This is a genomic window from Sphingopyxis chilensis (assembly GCF_035930445.1).
Lineage (GTDB): Bacteria > Pseudomonadota > Alphaproteobacteria > Sphingomonadales > Sphingomonadaceae > Sphingopyxis > Sphingopyxis chilensis.
In genome coordinates, this window is sequence record NZ_CP142394.1 from 3,304,955 (window position 1) to 3,322,994 (window position 18,040).

Annotated in this window: 19 protein-coding genes; 7 read left to right on the forward strand and 12 right to left on the reverse strand. The window is 65.9% G+C overall.

Annotated features, from left to right (window positions below; genetic code table 11):
• The first annotated feature begins 39 nt into the window (after positions 1–39).
• The gene (locus tag VSX79_RS15450; RefSeq protein ID WP_179493868.1) at positions 40–612 is read left to right on the forward strand and encodes a urate hydroxylase PuuD; all 573 of its coding nucleotides are present in this window, start codon (positions 40–42) and stop codon (positions 610–612) included.
• 150 nt (positions 613–762) lie between these two features.
• Here the strand turns inward: VSX79_RS15450 and VSX79_RS15455 are convergent, their stop codons facing one another.
• Genes VSX79_RS15455 through VSX79_RS15470 form a run of 4 tightly spaced genes read right to left on the reverse strand, consistent with a single transcriptional unit; the run spans position 763 to position 6,138 of the window.
• The gene (locus tag VSX79_RS15455; protein WP_326913792.1) at positions 763–1,314 is read right to left on the reverse strand and encodes a gamma carbonic anhydrase family protein; all 552 of its coding nucleotides are present in this window, start codon (positions 1,312–1,314) and stop codon (positions 763–765) included.
• Positions 1,311–3,593, reverse strand: coding sequence for a fused MFS/spermidine synthase (locus tag VSX79_RS15460; protein WP_407697287.1), 2,283 nt, complete (start codon positions 3,591–3,593; stop codon positions 1,311–1,313). Before VSX79_RS15460 ends, VSX79_RS15455 begins: the two co-directional genes overlap by 4 nt.
• Entirely contained in the window at positions 3,568–4,566 is a 999-nt protein-coding gene (hemB, locus tag VSX79_RS15465; RefSeq protein WP_179493864.1) for a porphobilinogen synthase, read from the reverse strand. Before hemB ends, VSX79_RS15460 begins: the two co-directional genes overlap by 26 nt.
• A 57-nt stretch (positions 4,567–4,623) precedes the next feature.
• A complete protein-coding gene (locus tag VSX79_RS15470; protein ID WP_326913794.1) occupies positions 4,624–6,138 on the reverse strand; it encodes a peptidoglycan DD-metalloendopeptidase family protein in 1,515 nt (504 codons plus the stop codon).
• 301 nt (positions 6,139–6,439) lie between these two features.
• Between VSX79_RS15470 and VSX79_RS15475 the strand changes: the two genes are divergently transcribed.
• From VSX79_RS15475 to VSX79_RS15500, 6 genes are all read left to right on the forward strand, one after another.
• The gene (locus VSX79_RS15475; protein ID WP_326913795.1) at positions 6,440–9,208 is read left to right on the forward strand and encodes a helicase-related protein; all 2,769 of its coding nucleotides are present in this window, start codon (positions 6,440–6,442) and stop codon (positions 9,206–9,208) included.
• Between the two features lie 7 nt (positions 9,209–9,215).
• A complete protein-coding gene (locus tag VSX79_RS15480) occupies positions 9,216–9,566 on the forward strand; it encodes an RNA-binding S4 domain-containing protein (RefSeq protein WP_179493860.1) in 351 nt (116 codons plus the stop codon).
• 113 nt (positions 9,567–9,679) lie between these two features.
• Positions 9,680–10,018: a ferredoxin FdxA gene (fdxA, locus tag VSX79_RS15485; RefSeq protein WP_179493858.1), complete on the forward strand. Its 339-nt coding sequence runs from the start codon at positions 9,680–9,682 to the stop codon at positions 10,016–10,018.
• Positions 10,019–10,170: 152 nt separating this feature from the next.
• Positions 10,171–10,821, forward strand: coding sequence for an ATP-dependent Clp endopeptidase proteolytic subunit ClpP (gene clpP / locus VSX79_RS15490; RefSeq protein WP_179493856.1), 651 nt, complete (start codon positions 10,171–10,173; stop codon positions 10,819–10,821).
• A 258-nt stretch (positions 10,822–11,079) separates the two neighbouring features.
• Positions 11,080–12,351: an ATP-dependent Clp protease ATP-binding subunit ClpX gene (gene clpX, locus VSX79_RS15495; RefSeq protein ID WP_179493854.1), complete on the forward strand. Its 1,272-nt coding sequence runs from the start codon at positions 11,080–11,082 to the stop codon at positions 12,349–12,351.
• 272 nt (positions 12,352–12,623) lie between these two features.
• On the forward strand, positions 12,624–15,158 hold the full coding sequence (locus tag VSX79_RS15500) for a TonB-dependent receptor (protein ID WP_179493852.1): 2,535 nt from the start codon (positions 12,624–12,626) through the stop codon (positions 15,156–15,158).
• 173 nt (positions 15,159–15,331) lie between these two features.
• On the opposite strand, the gene VSX79_RS15505 is transcribed toward VSX79_RS15500, so the two are convergent.
• The 8 genes from VSX79_RS15505 to pspB all read right to left on the reverse strand — a co-directional run bounded on the left by VSX79_RS15505 (position 15,332) and on the right by pspB (position 18,036).
• A complete protein-coding gene (locus tag VSX79_RS15505) occupies positions 15,332–15,742 on the reverse strand; it encodes a SufE family protein (RefSeq protein WP_179493850.1) in 411 nt (136 codons plus the stop codon).
• Positions 15,743–15,872: 130 nt separating this feature from the next.
• Positions 15,873–16,118, reverse strand: coding sequence for a hypothetical protein (locus VSX79_RS15510; RefSeq protein WP_179493848.1), 246 nt, complete (start codon positions 16,116–16,118; stop codon positions 15,873–15,875).
• 23 nt (positions 16,119–16,141) lie between these two features.
• Entirely contained in the window at positions 16,142–16,402 is a 261-nt protein-coding gene (locus tag VSX79_RS15515) for a hypothetical protein (RefSeq protein ID WP_179493846.1), read from the reverse strand.
• Positions 16,403–16,437: 35 nt separating this feature from the next.
• Entirely contained in the window at positions 16,438–16,701 is a 264-nt protein-coding gene (locus VSX79_RS15520; protein WP_037554916.1) for a hypothetical protein, read from the reverse strand.
• A gap of 11 nt (positions 16,702–16,712) precedes the next feature.
• On the reverse strand, positions 16,713–17,030 hold the full coding sequence (locus VSX79_RS15525; protein WP_179493844.1) for a hypothetical protein: 318 nt from the start codon (positions 17,028–17,030) through the stop codon (positions 16,713–16,715).
• A 13-nt stretch (positions 17,031–17,043) separates the two neighbouring features.
• A complete protein-coding gene (locus VSX79_RS15530; protein ID WP_136175941.1) occupies positions 17,044–17,343 on the reverse strand; it encodes a hypothetical protein in 300 nt (99 codons plus the stop codon).
• Between the two features lie 32 nt (positions 17,344–17,375).
• Positions 17,376–17,756: an envelope stress response membrane protein PspC gene (gene pspC / locus VSX79_RS15535; RefSeq protein ID WP_179493842.1), complete on the reverse strand. Its 381-nt coding sequence runs from the start codon at positions 17,754–17,756 to the stop codon at positions 17,376–17,378.
• 1 nt (position 17,757) lies between these two features.
• Complete coding sequence (gene pspB / locus VSX79_RS15540; RefSeq protein WP_037554911.1) at positions 17,758–18,036, reverse strand: envelope stress response membrane protein PspB; 279 nt, start codon at positions 18,034–18,036, stop codon at positions 17,758–17,760.
• Positions 18,037–18,040 lie beyond the last annotated feature (4 nt).

Sequence of the window (18,040 nt, forward strand, 5' to 3'; positions counted from 1 at the left end):
GGGTCGCACGCGGCGCCGCGATAAAAAGGGGGAACTGCCATGGACAAATTTTTCGGAAATCTGCACGCCGTACTGGGCACCGGTCTCGTGCTCGCGATCGTCCTGATGCTCTGCCTCAACGGCCAGAATTTCGAGGACGGGGTCGCCGCGGCCAACGCGGTCATGCGCTGGCTGCACACCTTCTTCGGCGTGCTGTGGATCGGCCTGCTCTATTATTTCAACTTCGTCCAGATGCCGACGATGCCGAAGATCCCGGCCGAATTGAAGCCCGCGGTCGGCAAGCATATCGCACCCGCCGCGCTGTTCTGGTTCCGCTGGGCGGCACTGGCCACCGTGCTGCTGGGGCTCGCGATCGCCGGCCACGCCAAATATCTCGCGCCCGCGCTCGGTCTTCAGGATCCCTACAAGCTGATCGGCGTCGGCATGTGGCTGGGGCTGATCATGGCGTTCAACGTCTGGTTCCTGATCTGGCCGAACCAGAAGAAGGCGCTGGGCATCGTCGAGGCCGACGATGCGACGAAAGCCAAAGCCGCGCGGACCGCGATGATATTTTCGCGGACCAACACCTTGCTGTCGATCCCGATGCTCTATGCAATGGTGAACTTCAGCTAAGTCGCCGCAACGGCAAATCGATAGAGGCGCTTCGGGAAACCGGAGCGCCTCTATCGTTTCCGTTCGTGTCGAGCGAAGTTGAGACACTCATCGACCTGACCCTGGCCCCGAGCGGCATCTCGACTTCGCTCGATGCGAACGGGTTTTGGTTTAGCCTTTTTCGATAGCCGCCTTGTGCATACGGCCATTCATCACATAATGCGCGACGCCCATCTGCATGCCCGCCGCCTGCGCATCGTCGATCTCGCGCACGCGGCGCGCCGGGGCGCCGGCCCAGAGTTCGCGATCCGGAATTTCCTTATTCTCGGTCAGCAGCGCACCCGCGGCGAGCATCGCGTCGCTGCCGATCCGGCACCCGTTCATCACGGTCGCCTTCAATCCGACGAAAGCCCGGTCCGCCAGCGTGCAACCGTGCACCATCGCCATATGGCCGATCAGCACATCCTCGCCGATGATCATCGGAAAGCCTTCCGGCCGGTGCGGCATCGGGCCGTCGCAATGGACGATGCTGCCGTCCTGGATGTTCGATCGCGCGCCGACGACGATGTGGCTGACGTCGGCGCGCAGCACGCAATTATACCAGATGCTGACGTCGGGGCCGATGGTCACGTCGCCGATGATCCGGCATCCGGGCGCGATAAAGGCGCTGGGGTCGATCTGCGGCGTCTTTCCATTGACGCTGATAATGCTGACGTCGTTCATTCGTCGCGGCCTCCGATGATATTCTTCCAGATCAGGACCGGCAGCGTCGAGGCATAATCGTCGGTCCAGCGATCGAAATGCGCGCGCGCCTCGAGCGGCACCCAGGCGCCGTCCTCATAGCTATCCTTGCGCGGGCGGATGCCGCCGGTCAATTGCCCCATCCGTTCGGGCGTCGCGGTCAGCGCGACCCAGTTCGATCCGGTGAGATCGCCATATTCGTCGCCGATCGGGCCGGGGTCCATGCGGATCGCCGCGGTCCAGCCGCGCGCCTTCGCCTCCGCCGCGAGCACCGGTTCGAGCCCGAAGAAGCGGTTCGAGATGTGGATGAGCAATATGCCGTCGGGCTTCATCGCCCGCGCATAGATGCCGATCGCTTCCCTGGTCAGCAGGTGCAGCGGGATCGCGTCGGACGAGAATGCGTCGATGACGATCACGTCGAAGCGGCCCGCGGGCTGGTTGGCCAGCTGAAGCCGCGCATCGCCGATGACGATCGGCGTGTCGCCCGCGCAATCGGACAGGAAGGTGAATTTCGACGGATCGCGCGCGATATCGACCATCACCGGGTCGATCTCGAAAATCGTCCAATGCTGGCCGGGCCTGCGATAGCAAGCGAGCGTCCCGGCGCCGAGCCCGACAATGCCGATCGACGCGTTCGGTCCCGCGAGCGCTTCGGCCTTGTCGAGCGTCAACCCGACCCCCGATCGAGGTCCATAATAGGTCGTCGGGTCGCGCCGATGCGCGGCGTCGGTGCGCTGGAGGCCGTGGAGCGTCGTCCCGTGCGCGAGGCGCCGCTGGTTCGACTGGGGATAATCGGTGACGGTATAGACGCCGAAATAGCTGCGGACGCGCGCGCCGGTGAAGCTTTCCTGGATGGTGTCCCAGCCGCCGACGCCGATCATCAGCAGCGCGAGCACCGGCACGAAGGCCCAGCGCCAGCCGATCACGAGCATGCCGATCACGAAGATGGCGACGCCCCAAGCGGTCACCGCCTCGTCGAGCCGGCCGGTCCAGTCACCCACCATATGCCAGGCGCCGAAAGCGGCGATCGCGACGAGCAGCACCGCGACGGCGCGCGCGGTCTTCGCCTGCAGTCCCAGCCATTTGTCCCACGGGAAGAGCGCGGGGAGCGGGATCAGCATCGCGGCGGCGAGAATCAGCAGCGGATGTTCATAAACCCAGTCGAAGATCAGCGGCGCGAACAGGGCGGCGAACAGCCCGCCGAGCACGCCGCCCGCCGACATGATCAGGTAAAAGAGCGTCAGATGCTGCGCCGCGGGACGGAGATGATAGAGATAACCGTGGAGCGCGACCGCGACGATGAAGAGCATCGCGAGGCTGGCCAGCGCGACCATCATCGACCCGCCCCCCGAACTCAGCAGCCCGAGCCCGCCGACCGCGAGCAGCACGACCGGCGCAAGCAGCGTGATGATCTGCGTCAGCCGCGTGAAGGTCGAGAAGGCGATGACGAAGCTCAGGAGGTAGAGGCCGAGCGGCAGCACCCAGAGCAGGGGCATCGCGACGATATCGGTGGTGAGGTGCGTCGTCGTCGACAGCATCAGCCCCGACGGGACGGCCGCGATCAACAGCCAGTGGAGCTGGCGCCGCAGCGTCGGACGCGGCTCGTCGGTGACCGCCGCATGGGCTTCGGCGCTGCCATGCCGTCGCGCCGCCGCCGCGCCCGCGACGAGCAGCACGAGCAGCGCATAGCCCGCCGTCCATCCCCAGCTTTGCGCGGCGAGCGGCATCGTCGGTTCGACGAACGCGGGATAGCTGATGAGGCCCGCGAAGCTGCCGAGGTTCGACGCGGCATAGAGATAATAGGGATCGCCCGCACGGGGATCGGCGGCGAACCAGCGCTGCATCAGCGGCGCCTGCGCCGACACGACGAAGAAGACGGGGCCGATCGAGGCGAGCAGGAGCAGCGGCACCCACAGCGCCTCCTGCCCCGGCCCCGGCGGTGCGATCTGCGCGATGCCGATCGGGAGCCACAACGCCGCGACAAGGAAGAGCGCAAGGTGGATGATCGCCTGCCGCCGCACGGTGAACCGCCCGAGCCAATGCGCATAGGCATAGCCGCCCAGCAGCAGCGCCTGATAGACGAGCATCGCGCTGTTCCACACCGCGGGCGCCCCGCCCAATTTGGGCAGTACCATCCGCGCGACCATCGGCTGCACGAGGAAGAGCAGGAAGCTGCCGACGAGGATCGTCAGCACGAACAGCCAGCGGCGCGGCGAAGACGAACCGATCACGCGATCATGCGCCCAGCAGCCGCGCCGCATGGAGCGCATGATAGCTGAGCACGCCCGACGCACCCGCGCGGCGGAAGGCAAGCAGGGTTTCGAGGACGAGTGCGTCGCGGTCGCCCGCACCGGCGGCGGCCGCAGCCTCGATCATCGCATATTCGCCCGACACCTGATAGGCGTAGACGGGTACCGCGAAATTGTCCTTCACCGCACGCACGATGTCGAGATAGGGCAGCCCCGGTTTCACCATCACGCTGTCGGCACCCTCGGCGAGGTCCTGTGCGACTTCGCGCAAGGCTTCTTCGCTGTTGGCCGGGTCCATCTGATATGTTTTCTTGTCGCCCTTGAGCAGCCCGCGCGAGCCCACGGCGTCGCGGAACGGGCCATAGAAGGCCGACGCATATTTGGCGGCGTAGCTCATGATCTGGACATGACCGAAGCCCTCGGCCTCCAGCGCCTGCCGGATCGCGCCGATGCGGCCGTCCATCATATCGCTGGGCGCGATGATGTCGGCGCCCGCGCGCGCCTGGTTGAGCGCCTGCCCGACGAGTATCCCGACCGTCTCGTCGTTGAGGACATAGCCGCTCGCATCGATCAGCCCGTCCTGCCCGTGGCTGGTATAAGGATCGAGCGCGACGTCGGTGAGGATGCCGATATCGTCGCCAAGCGCCTGCTTGATCGCGGCGGTGGCGCGGCACATGAGGTTGTCGGGATTGAGCGCCTCGCCGCCATCCTCGCTGCGCCGGTCGGCCTGCGTATAGGGAAAGAGCGCGAGGCACGGGATGCCCGCCGCGACCGCGTCCCGCGCGCGCTCGACGAGCAGGTCGACCGACCAGCGCGACACGCCGGGCAGGCTCGCGATCGGCTCCTCGGCGCCCGTGCCGTCGCAGACGAAGAGCGGCCAGATGAGGTTCGCGGGCGAAAGATGCGTTTCGCGCACCATCGCGCGGCTCCAGCCGGTGCGGCGGGCGCGGCGCAGGCGCAGGTCGGGGAAAGCGGCGTGGGTCATGCGGGGTGCATAGCGGCGCCGGGCCGCGGGGCAAATGGATATTGCCGCTTTAAGCGGTCAGATCCCCTCGCCCGCCCGCTTCGACGCGACGTCGGCGAGGCTGCCGAGTTTTGGCCCTTCGACCTGTTTCGGGGCGATCGGGGTCAGCGCGGCGCCCGGCGCAACCGCGGTCAGTTCGCGGATGCGCGCGCGGAAATCGGCGAGGGCCTTGCCCTCGAGCAGCGCGCGGGTGACGAAGGTCACCGACGACGGATTGACCGCGCGCCCGTTGCGATAGAGCTCGTAATGGAGGTGCGGCCCGGTCGAAAGGCCGGTCGAGCCGATATAGCCGATCACCTGCCCGCGATTGACGCGCTGCCCGGCGCGCACCGCGATGCGGCTCATATGGCCGTAACCGGTGCCGAGGCCATTGCCATGATTGAGCTTCACATAATTGCCGAAGCCGCCGTGGCGCCCGGCGATCGTCACGACGCCGTCGGTCACCGCATAGATGGGCGCGCCATAGCCGCCGCCGAAATCCATGCCGCTGTGCATGCGCTTGTAGCCGAGGATCGGATGACGGCGCATACCGAAGGTCGAGGTGACGCGCCCGCGTGTCGGCCGCGTCATGCCGCCGCGCTGTTCGCCGACGCCCGACGCCTCGAACCATTGCGTGCGGCCGTCGGCGTTCCATTCGAGCATCGACAGTTTCGGCTTTCCGCCGCGGATCAGCCCGGCGTAAAGCAGCTTGCCCGTCTCGCTCTCACCCGTTTCGGCGCGGCGATAGTCGACGATCATGTCGAACTCGTCGCCGCTGCGAATATCGCGGCTGACCGAAATCTGGCGGCCGATGACGCGCAGGTAGGACTGGATCGCCTCCGGCGGCGCCCCGGCGGCGCGCGCCGAGCGATAGAGGCTGTCGCCGACTCGCCCACGAATGCGCAGCGGGGTCGCATCGACCGCGATCGGGATGCGCCGCATGACGAGCTGGCCGCCGATACGCTCCATTTCGATGCGCAGGTCAAAACGCGCGCGCATCGCGAGCGCCTCGACCGGGCGCGGCATGGTGCGCGCGGCGCGGCGGCCGAGGATCAGGTCGATTCGCGTGCCGGGCGCGATGTCGGCCAGCGGGACCGCGCCCGACACCCGGTTCGCGAGCGCCTGCGCCTCGCCGCTGCCGACGCCCGAGCGTTCGAGCAGCCGCGCGAAGCTGTCGCCGCGCCCCAATGTGGCGGTGAGTTCGATCTGCGGCCGTTCGGGGGTCTGGGTCAGCGGGCGCACCGCGTCGGTCGCCGCCATATGGCGTCCGGTGTCGCCGCCAAAGGCCAGCGGCACGATCATCTGCGCGCGCGCTTCGTTGAAATCGGCCGTATCGAGCGCGGGCGCCCCGACCGCGAGCGGCTGCACGCCCGGGAAGGTCGCGATCGCGGTTCCGCAAAGCAGGGTTAATGTCGCGAGGCCGCGCCACCATTCGGCCGAGCCGATATTGCTGCCAAGGTCGGGAACGAGGTCGAGCTCGGCCAGCCGGTCGCGCCAGCCGAGCTGCGGCTCGGCGCCCAAATCGGCCCGCGGCCGCGGGACCGCTTGCGACATCGTGAGGGCGGCCGCGTTGCCGGACATCCCCGCGATGGGTTCGTGACGCTGGAACAAATTGCAACCCCCGCTCGGCGGACGGGCCCTCACCCGGTCGCCGAATGATGTTTTCGAAGCATTGTCTGTAAAGAAAGACCGTTAAAGTCAATTTAATGGCGGATTCGCGAGCTTGCATTGCGACAAGGCGTGGCGGGGTCGGGATATTATGCGAGCCGGGTTGAAAAATGCGGGTCCGCCGCGCCATTGCGACGATCCCCTGTTGCGCGGCGGCAGCACCCATGCCAGCTTGGCGGACAAGAAAATGACCTCTTCCTCTTCCCAGCCGGTCAAGGCTGTCCTTGGCCCCACCAACACCGGCAAAACCCATTTGGCGGTCGAGCGCCTGACCGCCCGGTCGAGCGGCATGATCGGCTTTCCGCTGCGCCTGCTCGCGCGCGAGGTTTATGACCGCGTCGTCGCGATCAAGGGCGCGGGACAGGTCGGCCTCGTCACCGGCGAAGAACGGATCATGCCGCCCGATGCACGCTATCTGCTCGGCACGATGGAAGCGCTGCCGGTGACGCGCGACGTCGCCTTCGTCGGCATCGACGAAGCGCAACTCGGCGCCGACCCCGAGCGCGGCCATGTCTTCACCGACCGGCTGCTCCGTGCGCGCGGGCGCGAGGAAACGATGATCCTGGGGTCGGCAAGCATCAAGAGCCTCGTTCGCGCGCTCGTCCCCGAGGCCGAGATCATCACCCGGCCGCGCTTTTCGACCTTGAGCTATGCGGGATCGTCGAAGCTGTCGCGCCTGCCCAAACGGTCCGCGATCGTCGCCTTTTCGGCCGAGGAGGTTTACGCGATCGCCGAAATGCTCCGCCGCTTCTCGGGCGGCGCGGCGGTGGTGATGGGCGCGCTCAGCCCCAAGACGCGCAATTCCCAGGTCGCGATGTTCGAGGCGGGCGAGGTCGATTATCTGGTCGCGACCGACGCGATCGGCATGGGACTCAACCTCGACGTCCAGCATGTCGCCTTTGCATCCTTGCAGAAATTCGACGGGCGGCGCCTGCGACGCCTGACGATTGCGGAAATGGCGCAGATCGCCGGCCGCGCCGGGCGCCACCAGCAGGACGGCAGCTTCGGGACGGTCGGCCTGCCGCAGGGCGGCTTCACGCCCGAGGAAATCGCAGCGATCGAGGGGCATCATTTCCCGCCGCTGCCCAATCTCTTCTGGCGCAATCCGACGCCGCGCTTCGACACGCTCGACCGGCTGATCGCCGACCTCGCCCAGCCGCCATCGCAGCCGATGCTGCGCCCGGCGCCCGAGGCGGTCGACATCGCCGTGCTCAAGCATCTCGCGGGCGACATGGAGGTCCGGATGCGCGCTGACGAGCCCGAAGCGGTCGAACGGCTCTGGGATGTGTGCGGCCTTCCCGATTTCGAGCAACTCGGCGCCGAACATCACAGCCGCACCGTGCTCAAGCTGTGGCAATGGCGCACGCGCGGCGACGGGATGGTCGATCCCGACTGGTTCGCGCGGCGGCTCGCGCGCTTCGACGATATCGAAGGCGACATCGACCAGCTTGCGAGCCGCATCGCCGCGGTCCGCACGCTCTGCTTCATCGCGCAGCGCGGCGACTGGATCGCTGGCGGCGCGGGCTGGACCGAAGCGACGCAGGCGCTCGAATCACGCCTCTCCGATGCGCTCCACGCCGCACTGGCGCAGCGCTTCGTCGACCGGCGGCTCGCGCTGCTTTTGCGCGACGCCGGACAGCGGGGCGCCGCGCTGCCGGTGGCGGTCGGCGCCGACGGCACCGTCGCCGTCGATGGCGAGGCGATCGGCACGCTCAAGGGCTTCCAGTTCAAGGTCGATCCCGTCGCCAAGGCGAGCGACCACCGCATGCTGCTCGCGGCGGCCGAAAAGCATCTGCGCGCCGAACTCGCGCGGCGCGCGACCGCGCTTGCCGAGGGCGACGACAGCGCGCTGTCGCTCGTCGCCGATCCCGGCACCGCGCCGCGGCTCGCCTGGCACGGCCATGTCATCGCGACGCTCGCCCGCGGGCCGACGCTCGTCCAGCCCGCGATCCAGCTCGATCCCTCGCTTCGACGCCTCGACCCGCAGCAGGTTCAGGCGATCGCCGAGCGGCTGCAGCGCTTCGTCGCCGGGCAGCTCGCGCGCCACGCCGCGCCGCTCGCCGCCATGGGCGAGGCGGCGGGCGACCTGTTCACGCCGCCGCGCGTCCGCGCGCTGCTTGCCGCGCTCACCGACAACAGCGGCACGATCGCCCGCGCGGCGGTCGAGGACCAGTTGAACGCCCTGACACCCGAGGAGCGCCCGCAGCTGCGCAAGCTCGGCTTCACCATCGGCTCGCTCGATATTTTCCACCCGCTCCTGCTCAAGCCCGAAGCGGTGCGCTGGCGCGCGGCGCTGATCGCGGCGCAGCAGGGAAGCCCCGTGCCCGCACTGCCGCCGCACGGCGCGGTGTTGCAGAAGAGCGGCAATCACGCCGCGCTGACGATCGCGGGCTTCCGTCGCTGCGCCTCGGGCTGGCTGCGCATCGACATGGCCGAAAAACTGGCGCGCCAGGCACACGCCGCCCGGATGCAGGCGGCGGCGCCGCCGACCGCGCCGATCGCCCGCGCCGCCGAACATCATCACGACGATGCAGGCGCAACCGACGAGCATGAAGGCGTCGCCGCCACCCCCCCGCCCGGCTTCATGATCGACCCCGCGCTCGCGACCTCGCTGGGGCTCGACGAAGAGACGCGCCGCGCGCTGCTCGGCAGCTTCGGCTTCCGCAGCGTCGGCGAACCGGCGCTGCAACGCTGGCGCTGGTCGGGCTTGCGCAAGGCCGCCGACAAGCGCCCGCGCCGCAAGAAGGATCGCAAGGGCAGCGACACCGCGCCGCGCGCTGCGGCCAATGGCGCCGCTCGCCGGCCGCCGGCCAACCCGGAAAAGGGCAAGCGCGGTAAGCCGGGCAAACCCCGCCCCGACACCGGGCGGCCACCGCGAACCGAGCGCCGCGGTCCGTCGCCGAACAGCCCGTTCGCGGGCCTCGCCGCGCTGCTCGCGGACGCGCGCAAGGACTGACGCGCTCATGGCGAGCCCTGGCGCCGCAGGCAGTATCCGGCTCGACAAGCTGCTGTGGTTCCTGCGCTTCGCGCGCTCGCGCAGCGTCGCGCAGGCAATGGTCGAAGCGGGGCATATCCGGCTCGACGGGCGGCGCGTGACGCGCTCGTCGTGCGCGGTCCATGCCGGCGCGACGCTGGTGCTGCCGGTCGGCGAACGCATCGAGGTGATCCGCCTCCTGTCGCTGCCACTCCGCCGCGGTCCGGCGCCCGAGGCGCAGGCCTGCTATCGGCGGCTCGACCCCGCCGCAGCGCCATCGGCTATCGGCGCCGATGGAAATGCTTTGCACGCAAAGGACGGCGATCGTCCTAATCAATGAGAGTGATTCGCAACTGTCGCTTAGCGTTGACGCACCGCCTTCACGCGGCATAGAGGCGAGCCATTGGAGAGTATGGCGGCCCGATTGCCGTCACTTGAGGGAGCCGAAAGCCCATGACCTATGTCGTCACCGATGCCTGCGTCCGGTGCAAATATATGGACTGCGTCGAGGTGTGCCCCGTCGACTGTTTCTATGAGGGCGAGAATATGCTCGTCATCAATCCGAACGAATGCATCGACTGCGGCGTATGCGAACCCGAATGCCCCGCCGAGGCGATCCTGCCCGACACCGAGAGCGGGCTTGAAAAGTGGCTCGAGGTGAACAGCAAGTTCAGCGCCGAATGGCCGAACATCACGGTCAAAAAGGAAACCCCCGCCGACGCCGACGAATATAAGGGCGTCGAGAACAAGTTCGAGACGCTCTTCTCGCCCAATCCGGGCGAGGGCGACTAACCCCGCATAGAACAATCCAGTCGGGGCGGGACTTTCCCGCCCCTTCTTTTTGCCCCCTTGAAAGAGGCCCGTTTGGCGACGATGTAGGACGGCGAAGGGGCCAGCCCGCCGGTTCTCGGCAGGGCGCTTCTATAACGAAGGACGAATTCCCAATGATCGACCCGCTCGCCGCCCTTGTTCCCGTCGTCGTCGAACAGACGAGCCGCGGCGAACGCAGCTTCGACATTTTCTCCCGCCTGCTGCGCGAACGGATCGTCTTCGTCACCGGCGAGGTCGAAGACCAGATGGCCTCGCTGATCGTCGCCCAGCTGCTCTTCCTCGAATCGGAAAATCCGAAGAAGGACATCTATATGTACATCAACTCGCCGGGCGGCGTCGTTACGGCGGGCATGGCGATCCACGACACGATGCAATATATCCGCCCGCGCGTCGGCACGGTGTGCATTGGTCAGGCGGCTTCGATGGGCAGCTTCCTGCTCGCCGCCGGCGAGCCCGGCATGCGCGTCGCGCTCACCAATGCCCGCGTCATGGTCCACCAGCCGTCGGGCGGCGCGCGCGGCATGGCGTCGGACATCGAGATCCAGGCCAAGGAAATCCTGCGCATCCGCAAGCGGATGAACGACCTTTATGTGAAATATACCGGCAAGTCGCTGAAAGAGATCGAAAAGGCGATGGACCGCGACACCTTCCTCGAAGCCGACGAGGCGAAGGAATTCGGCCTTGTCGATCATGTCTACGACCGTCGTCCGGGCCTGCCCGGCGACGATGCGCCGAAGGATGTGAGCGAGGGTCCGACGCCCTGATTCGGCAGGTTACGGCGCCCGCCCGCTCCTCCTCCCGGCCTCCCGACGCGCTAAGCCGTGGGAGCCTGGAAGGGAGAGTGGGCCGGCGCCGCCTGCCAACGAAAGCCCCCGGTAACCGCGTTTCTTGACACCTGCTTTGCGCTGTGGCGCTACGCGGGACATTGAACCGATGTCACCCAATTGCCATATTGTAATTGGGTGACCGGGGGCTAGGATAAGAGAGGCGGCGCCCCTTTTGCGCCCGCCATAGGATTATATATGACCAAATTGAGTGGCTCGGACAGCAAGAGCACCCTTTACTGCTCCTTCTGCGGCAAGTCGCAGCACGAAGTCCGCAAGCTGATTGCCGGGCCGACCGTTTTCATCTGCGACGAATGCGTCGAGCTTTGCAACGACATCATCCGCGAAGAAATCAAGGGCGGGATCGCCGCACGCAAGGACGGCGCGGTGCCGACGCCGCTGGAAATCTGCCAGCACCTCGATTCCTATGTGATCGGCCAGAACACCGCCAAGCGCGTGCTGTCGGTCGCCGTCCACAACCATTACAAGCGCCTCGCCAACTCGGGTCGTGGCGACGATGTCGAACTGGCAAAGTCGAACATCCTGCTCGTCGGCCCGACCGGCAGCGGCAAGACTTTGCTCGCGCAGACGCTCGCGCGTTTCCTCGACGTGCCCTTCACCATGGCCGACGCGACGACGCTGACCGAAGCGGGCTATGTCGGCGAGGATGTCGAGAACATCATTTTGAAGCTGCTGCAGGCCAGCGACTATAATGTCGAAAAGGCGCAGCGCGGGATCGTCTATATCGACGAAATCGACAAGATCAGCCGCAAGGCCGAGAATCCCTCGATCACCCGCGACGTGTCGGGCGAAGGCGTGCAGCAGGCGCTGCTCAAGCTGATGGAAGGCACGACCGCGAGCGTCCCGCCGCAGGGCGGCCGCAAGCATCCGCAGCAGGAATTCCTGCAGGTCGACACGACGAACATCCTGTTCATCGCGGGCGGCGCGTTCAGCGGCCTCGAAAAGATCATCGGCGACCGCCTGCAGGGCAAGTCGATCGGTTTCGGCGCGCATGTCGCCGGCCCCGACGAACGCCGCTCGGGCGAGGTGTTGAAGCAGGTCGAGCCAGAGGATCTGCTCAAGTTCGGCCTGATTCCCGAATTCGTCGGCCGCCTGCCGGTCATTGCGACGCTCGAGGATCTCGACGTCGACGCGCTGGTCAAGATCCTGGGCGAGCCCAAGAACGCGCTGGTCAAGCAGTATAAGAAGCTGTTCGATCTGGAGGAGGTCGCGCTGACCTTCACCGACGATGCGCTGGTCGCGGTCGCCAAGAAAGCGATCGAACGCAAGACCGGCGCACGCGGGCTGCGCTCGATCGTCGAGGCGATCCTGCTCGACACGATGTTCGACCTGCCCGACCTGACCGATGTGGTCGAGATCGTCGTCGACAAGGATGTCGTCGAGGGCCGCAAGGACCCCGTGCGCGTCTATGCCGACAAGGCGAAAGAAGCGGCCGGCGACGCCGCCTGAGTCGCACATGGGCGCCCTTCGGGGCGCCCTTTTATGTTGCATTGCAGCAACAGTTTCCGGAAAAAACGCTCGCGCGCCTGTGGATAAAATCGGGCGCGCGACGGAAATTCGTGGTTTTTTGCTCTCCGCCCAAGGCGCGCACGCGTCCCCGCTTGCACTGTCACAATTGCTGTCACAATCGTGCCACATGCGGGCTTCAGGGGCGCTCGCAGGTCTTGGCGCGCCCCGGTTTGCGCGCCTGCCGAACGCACCACCAAAGGGGACATCCTGAAATGAAATTCCGTCACACGCTCGCCGCCAGCGTCGCGCTGATTCCGGTCGCGCTGCTTTCCACGCCGGCTTTTGCCCAGTCGACCGGCTCGGTCGACTTCGACGACGAGATCGTCGTTACCGGCTCGACCGCGCGCGACGTCGCCGGCATCCAGTCGCCCGACACGTCGAAGGCGAAGTCGGTCCTGGGCCAGGAAGTCATCGCCCGCCAGAACCCCGGCCAGACCATTCTCGACACGATCAACCTCGTTCCGGGCGTCGTCTTCACCAACAATGACGCCTATGGTTCGTCGGGCGGCCAGCTGACCATCCGCGGCTTTTCGGCCGACCGCATCAGCCTGACCTTCGACGGCGTGCCGCTCAACGATTCGGGCAACTATGCCATTTACTCGAACCAGCAGCTCGACCCCGAGCTGATCGAACAGGTCAACGTCAACCTCGGCTCGACCGATGTCGACAGCCCGACCGCCGCCGCCACGGGTTCGACCGTCAATTATCGCACGATGGTTCCGACCGAAGAATTCGGCGTCAACTTGTCGGGCTCGGCGGGCGAGTTTAAATTCTTCCGCATCTTCGGCCTCGTGAACACCGGCACCTTCACGCCGTGGGGCACGCGCGCTTTCCTCTCGGCCTCGACCGCGTCGAACGACAATCCGTTCAACAATTATGGCCGCGTCCGCAAGAAGCAGTTCAACGGCCGCATCTATCAGCCGATCGGCGCCGATGGCGACTTCGTCTCGGTCGCGGGTCACTATAACGAAAATCGCAACAACTTCTTCGGTTCGGTGTCGCTGCGCAACGACCGTGACGTTCCCTCGGGCTTCCCGCAGTCGAGCGACGACCGCGAATATGACATCAACTATCCGTGCAACACGACCGCGACGGTCACGCCGGGTGAAGCCGATGCGGCTTCGTCGTGCGGCACCGAATTCGATCGCCGCTACAACCCCTCGAACACGGGCAACATCCGCGGCGCGTCGAAGTTCACGCTGAGCGAAGGCATCACGCTGACCGTCGACCCCAGCTACCAATATGTGAAGGCTAACGGCGGCGGCACCGTCAACGCCCGCGAACGCCTGCAGGGCGGCCTTTCGGGCTATATCGGCGGACGTCCCTATTTCGGCATGGACCTGAATGGCGACGGCGACCTGCTCGACGAAGTCGCGATGCTGGCACCGAGCCAGACGCAGACGCACCGCTATGGCGTGATCGCAAACCTGCGCTGGGACATCACCGAGGGCCACACCGTCCGCATCGGTTACACCTATGACCGCGCGCGTCACCGCCAGACCGGCCAGGTCGGGCTGCTCCAGTTCAACGGCGAACCATTCGACGTCTTCCCGGTCAACGATCCGCAGACCGACGTCAGCGGCGCCGTGCTGCAGAAGCGCGATCGCCTGTCCTACGCGATGCTCAACCAGGTGTCGGGCGAATATCGCGGCGAATTCCTCGACGGCACCCTCGTCACGACGCTCGGTCTGCGCGCGCCCTTCTTCAAGCGCGACCTGAACAATTATTGCTTCACGACCAGCGATTCGGGCTTCGTCGACTGCTTCGGCAAGGACGACCCGCGCAACGCCGCATATGCGGCCGCCAACCCGACCAACTCGGACGGATCGGTGCGTCAGGGTCCGCAGCAGCGCGTCCTGAAATATGACGACATCCTCCCGAACGTCGGCCTGCTCTTCAAGCCGAGCAACCAGATGTCGGTCTTCGCGAACTATTCGAAGGGGCTGCAGGTTCCGGGCACCGACGCGCTCTATAACGCCTTCTTCTTCGAAGCCGACACGGCGTCGGCGCTTCCGAAAGCGGAAACCTCGGACAATTTCGACCTGGGCTTCCGCTATCGCAGCGGCAAGATCCAGGCGCAGCTGTCGGGCTGGTTCACCAAGTATAACGATCGTCTTGCCTCGGCCTATGACCCGGTCACCGAGCGCAACGTCTATCGCAACCTCGGCCGCGTCGACAAATATGGCGTCGACGGCAGCATCGCGTTCCAGCCGATTCCCGAACTCGCCCTCTACGCCTTCGGCTCGTGGATGAAGTCGGAAATCAAGGACGATGTCCAGTCGGGCACCTGCGATGCCGATGACATTGCCGACGACGTCCCGGGCTGCTCGGCGGTGGGCGATCCCATCTTCACGCCGACCAAGGGCAAGCGCGAAGCCGGTGCCCCCGAATATACCTTCGGCGCATCGGCGCGCGGGACGCTGGGTCCGGTCGAGCTGGGCATCACCGCGAAGCGTACCGGCGGCCGTTTCATCTACGACACCAATGTTCCGGTCGTGGCGAGCGGCGTCGAAGTCTATTCGGCGAAGACCAATGCCTACTGGCTGGTCAACCTCGATGCTCGCCTGAGCCTCGAATTCCTCGGCCTGAACGACAAGACCTTCTTCCAGCTGAACGTCTACAACCTGTTCGACGAACTCTATGTCGGCAGCTACACGAGCTCGCTGGCGCAGGGAACCTCGTCGCCGCCGTTCGCCCAGATCGGCGCACCGCGCACGGTCAGCGGCACGCTTTCGGTCGCTTTCTAAGCGATACCGAAGGACCGAAAATCGGGCGCGGGAGGCAACTCCCGCGCCCTTTTTTGTTGGATGGCGACCAATTGCGGACGTCCTTCTCTCCTCCCGCTTGCGGGAGGGGAAATCATTTCATGACCTCACCGACGGCTCCCCACCCCAAAGCCGTCGCCGGCGAGAGCGGCGCATCAGCCCGCGGCGATGCGGCGGGCGGTTTCCTGGACGAGTGCGATCATATTCGGCACGCCCTGCGTGCGGTTCGACGATAGCTGGCGCGTGAGGTCGAAGGGCGCGAGCGCCGCAGCGACGTCCATCGCCGCAACCTCGGCGGCGGGCTTGTCCTGCACTGCGGCGAGGACGAGCGCGACGATGCCCTTGGTGATCGCGGCATTGCTGTCGGCAAGGAAATGGAGCCGGCCATCGTCCTGCGGCACCGGATAGACCCAGACGCTCGCCGAACAACCGCGCACCAGCGTCGCGTCGGTCTTGAGCGCATCGGGCATCGGCTCCAGTTCGCGGCCGAGCTCGATCAGCAGGCGATAGCGATCGTCGCCGTCGAGAAAATCATATTCTTCGAAGATGTCGTCGAGGCTGCGCATGGCGGCGCCCCTCGCATGTTTGGCCGAAAGTTGGAAGGCCCTGAAACGACATCGGCCCGCTCCCCTGTCAGCCGCCGGACGGAAGGCGACTGACAGGGGAGCGGGCCGGTGCCGCGCGGTTCTGGCTGGATTAGAGGTCGACCCCCGCCGCGATCGCTTCCAATTTGCGCAGCCGTTCCTTGAGGTCGGCGATCTCGATCCGCGACCCGGCGTTCGGGACGCCATGGTCCTGCGGCGCCGGGGCGTGCCCCGCGGCCAGCTCCTCACGCTTGAGCTGGATCCAGTCGCGCCAGCCGCGCAGCGCGACGAGGCTGACGATGCTCAGCGCGGTGAGCGCGACCGCCGCGGCGGTGAAGTCGGGAGTGATGAAAGCCATGAGCGTTGCTCCTTTTCCGGCGTTCAGATCTTGCTGCTGTCGCGCAGCTTCTCGATTTCCTGGTCGAGCGTGACGGCGCGATTATTGTCGGTGGCGATGCGTTCGAGCACCTGGATGCGGTCCTTGAGTGCGCGGATCTCGGCCTGCAGCGCCTTGGTCTCGCCGTCGTTGCCGGCGACATAATCATGACCGTGGCGGTCGCGGCGGATGCCGTGCTTGGCGCGGATGATGCTGCCGACCGTCACGATGAGGACGATGCCGATGACCATTTCAAACGGGCCCATGGGGAGGTTCCTTTCCTGTTTCTCTTATCGTTGCGTCAGTTGAGCGGAGCGTCGCGCAGCTTTTCGATCTCGTCGGCGACATCAATTCCCTTGTCGGTAACGATGCGCTCGAGCACGCGGACGCGGGCCTCGAGCCGTTCGGTGTGCGCCGCATATTGGGCCGCTTTTTCCGCCGTCTCGTTGGTGATCGCCTTGAACTGCCGTTCCTTGAACTTCAGGTGGCGCTCATAGGCGGCGTAGCCGATACCGAGCGTCACGGGCAGTCCGACGACGATCAGGAGGATGACGATGGCTTCCATGGTTGCTCTCCTCAGTTCGCCGGGCGCCGCAGCGCCTCGATTTCGTGGCTCAGCCGGTGGCCCTCGTCGGTGACGATGCGCTCGATCACCGCGAGGCGATCCTTCACCGAGCCGAGCTCGGCGCGCAGCTGGGCATTTTCCTGGCTGATCAGCTTGACGCGTTCCATCGCCTCGTCGCTGGTCTTGGGATAGACCGCCTTGCCCCAGCTGTTTTCGAGCGGATAGCCGTTCTTGACGCGGAGCCAGGTGGTGAAAACCCAGCCACCGACCCCGGCCAGGCCGACGATCGCGGCGACGGGGGCAACGGCGTTCAGCACATCGAGATTCATCGTCTTCTTCCTCTCAGCGCAGGCGGTCGATCTGGTCGGCGAGCTGCGCCGCCTTCCCGCCCTCTTCGGTCGCGATGCGTTCGAGCACCGAGATCCGCTCTTCCAATCGGCTGACCTGCCCCGCCAGCTTGGCGTTGTCATCGGTCAGCAGGGCGATTTTTCGATCAGCGTCGGGGTCGGTTCGATGAACCGTGCCGCCCCATTCATTCTCAACGGGATAGCCGTGCTTGGCGCGGATCCAGGTGGTGAACATCCAGCCGCCGATCGACAGGGCGATGATGGCGAGGACGAAAGTGGTGCCACCGAAATTCATGAAACGTCTCCCTGTTGCTTCTCAACCGCTGCTCAGCGCAGGCTTTCAATCTCGTCGGCGAGCCGGCGGTTGTGGCTGGTGTAGTAAAGTTCGATGTCGGCGAGCCGACGGTCGATGTCGCGGAAGCGCGACTTGATGTCGCGGGTCGATGCGGTCGGGTTGCTCCGCACACCCTGCCAGAATTTCGCTTCCTCGGTCGAGCCATAGAGCGCGAACGGCTTGGGCGTGCCCATCCAGGCGACCATCCAGTATGCGATCAGCGTCCAGGGGAAACCGCCCATCAGGGTCAGGAGGACCGCGCCGACGCGAACCCAGAGGACGTCGATCCCGCTATAATCCGCTATCCCTGCGCACACGCCGCTCCATTTGGCGTTCTGCTTGTCGAGGTAGAATTTGGTGCGGCTGGCAGACATCTCAGTTCCTCCGGTTTGTCATGTTTTCGAGCTGCGCCAGTTCTTCATCGCTGCGTACCGCGGGGCGGAAGTCGGGATGATCGGCGCTGATGATGCGTTCGACGGTGTGCAGGCGGTTTTCGAGCCGCCGCGCGGTATCGTAAAGTTCGTCGAGCAGCTGTTCATCTTCTCCGGTCAGCGTCTTGGCCTGTTTCCACTTGGTGATGTAGTGGAGGATCAGCCAGGGCAGACCGAGGAAGAGCGTTCCGATGACGATCGGGACGATGATGACTTCTTCCATCGGT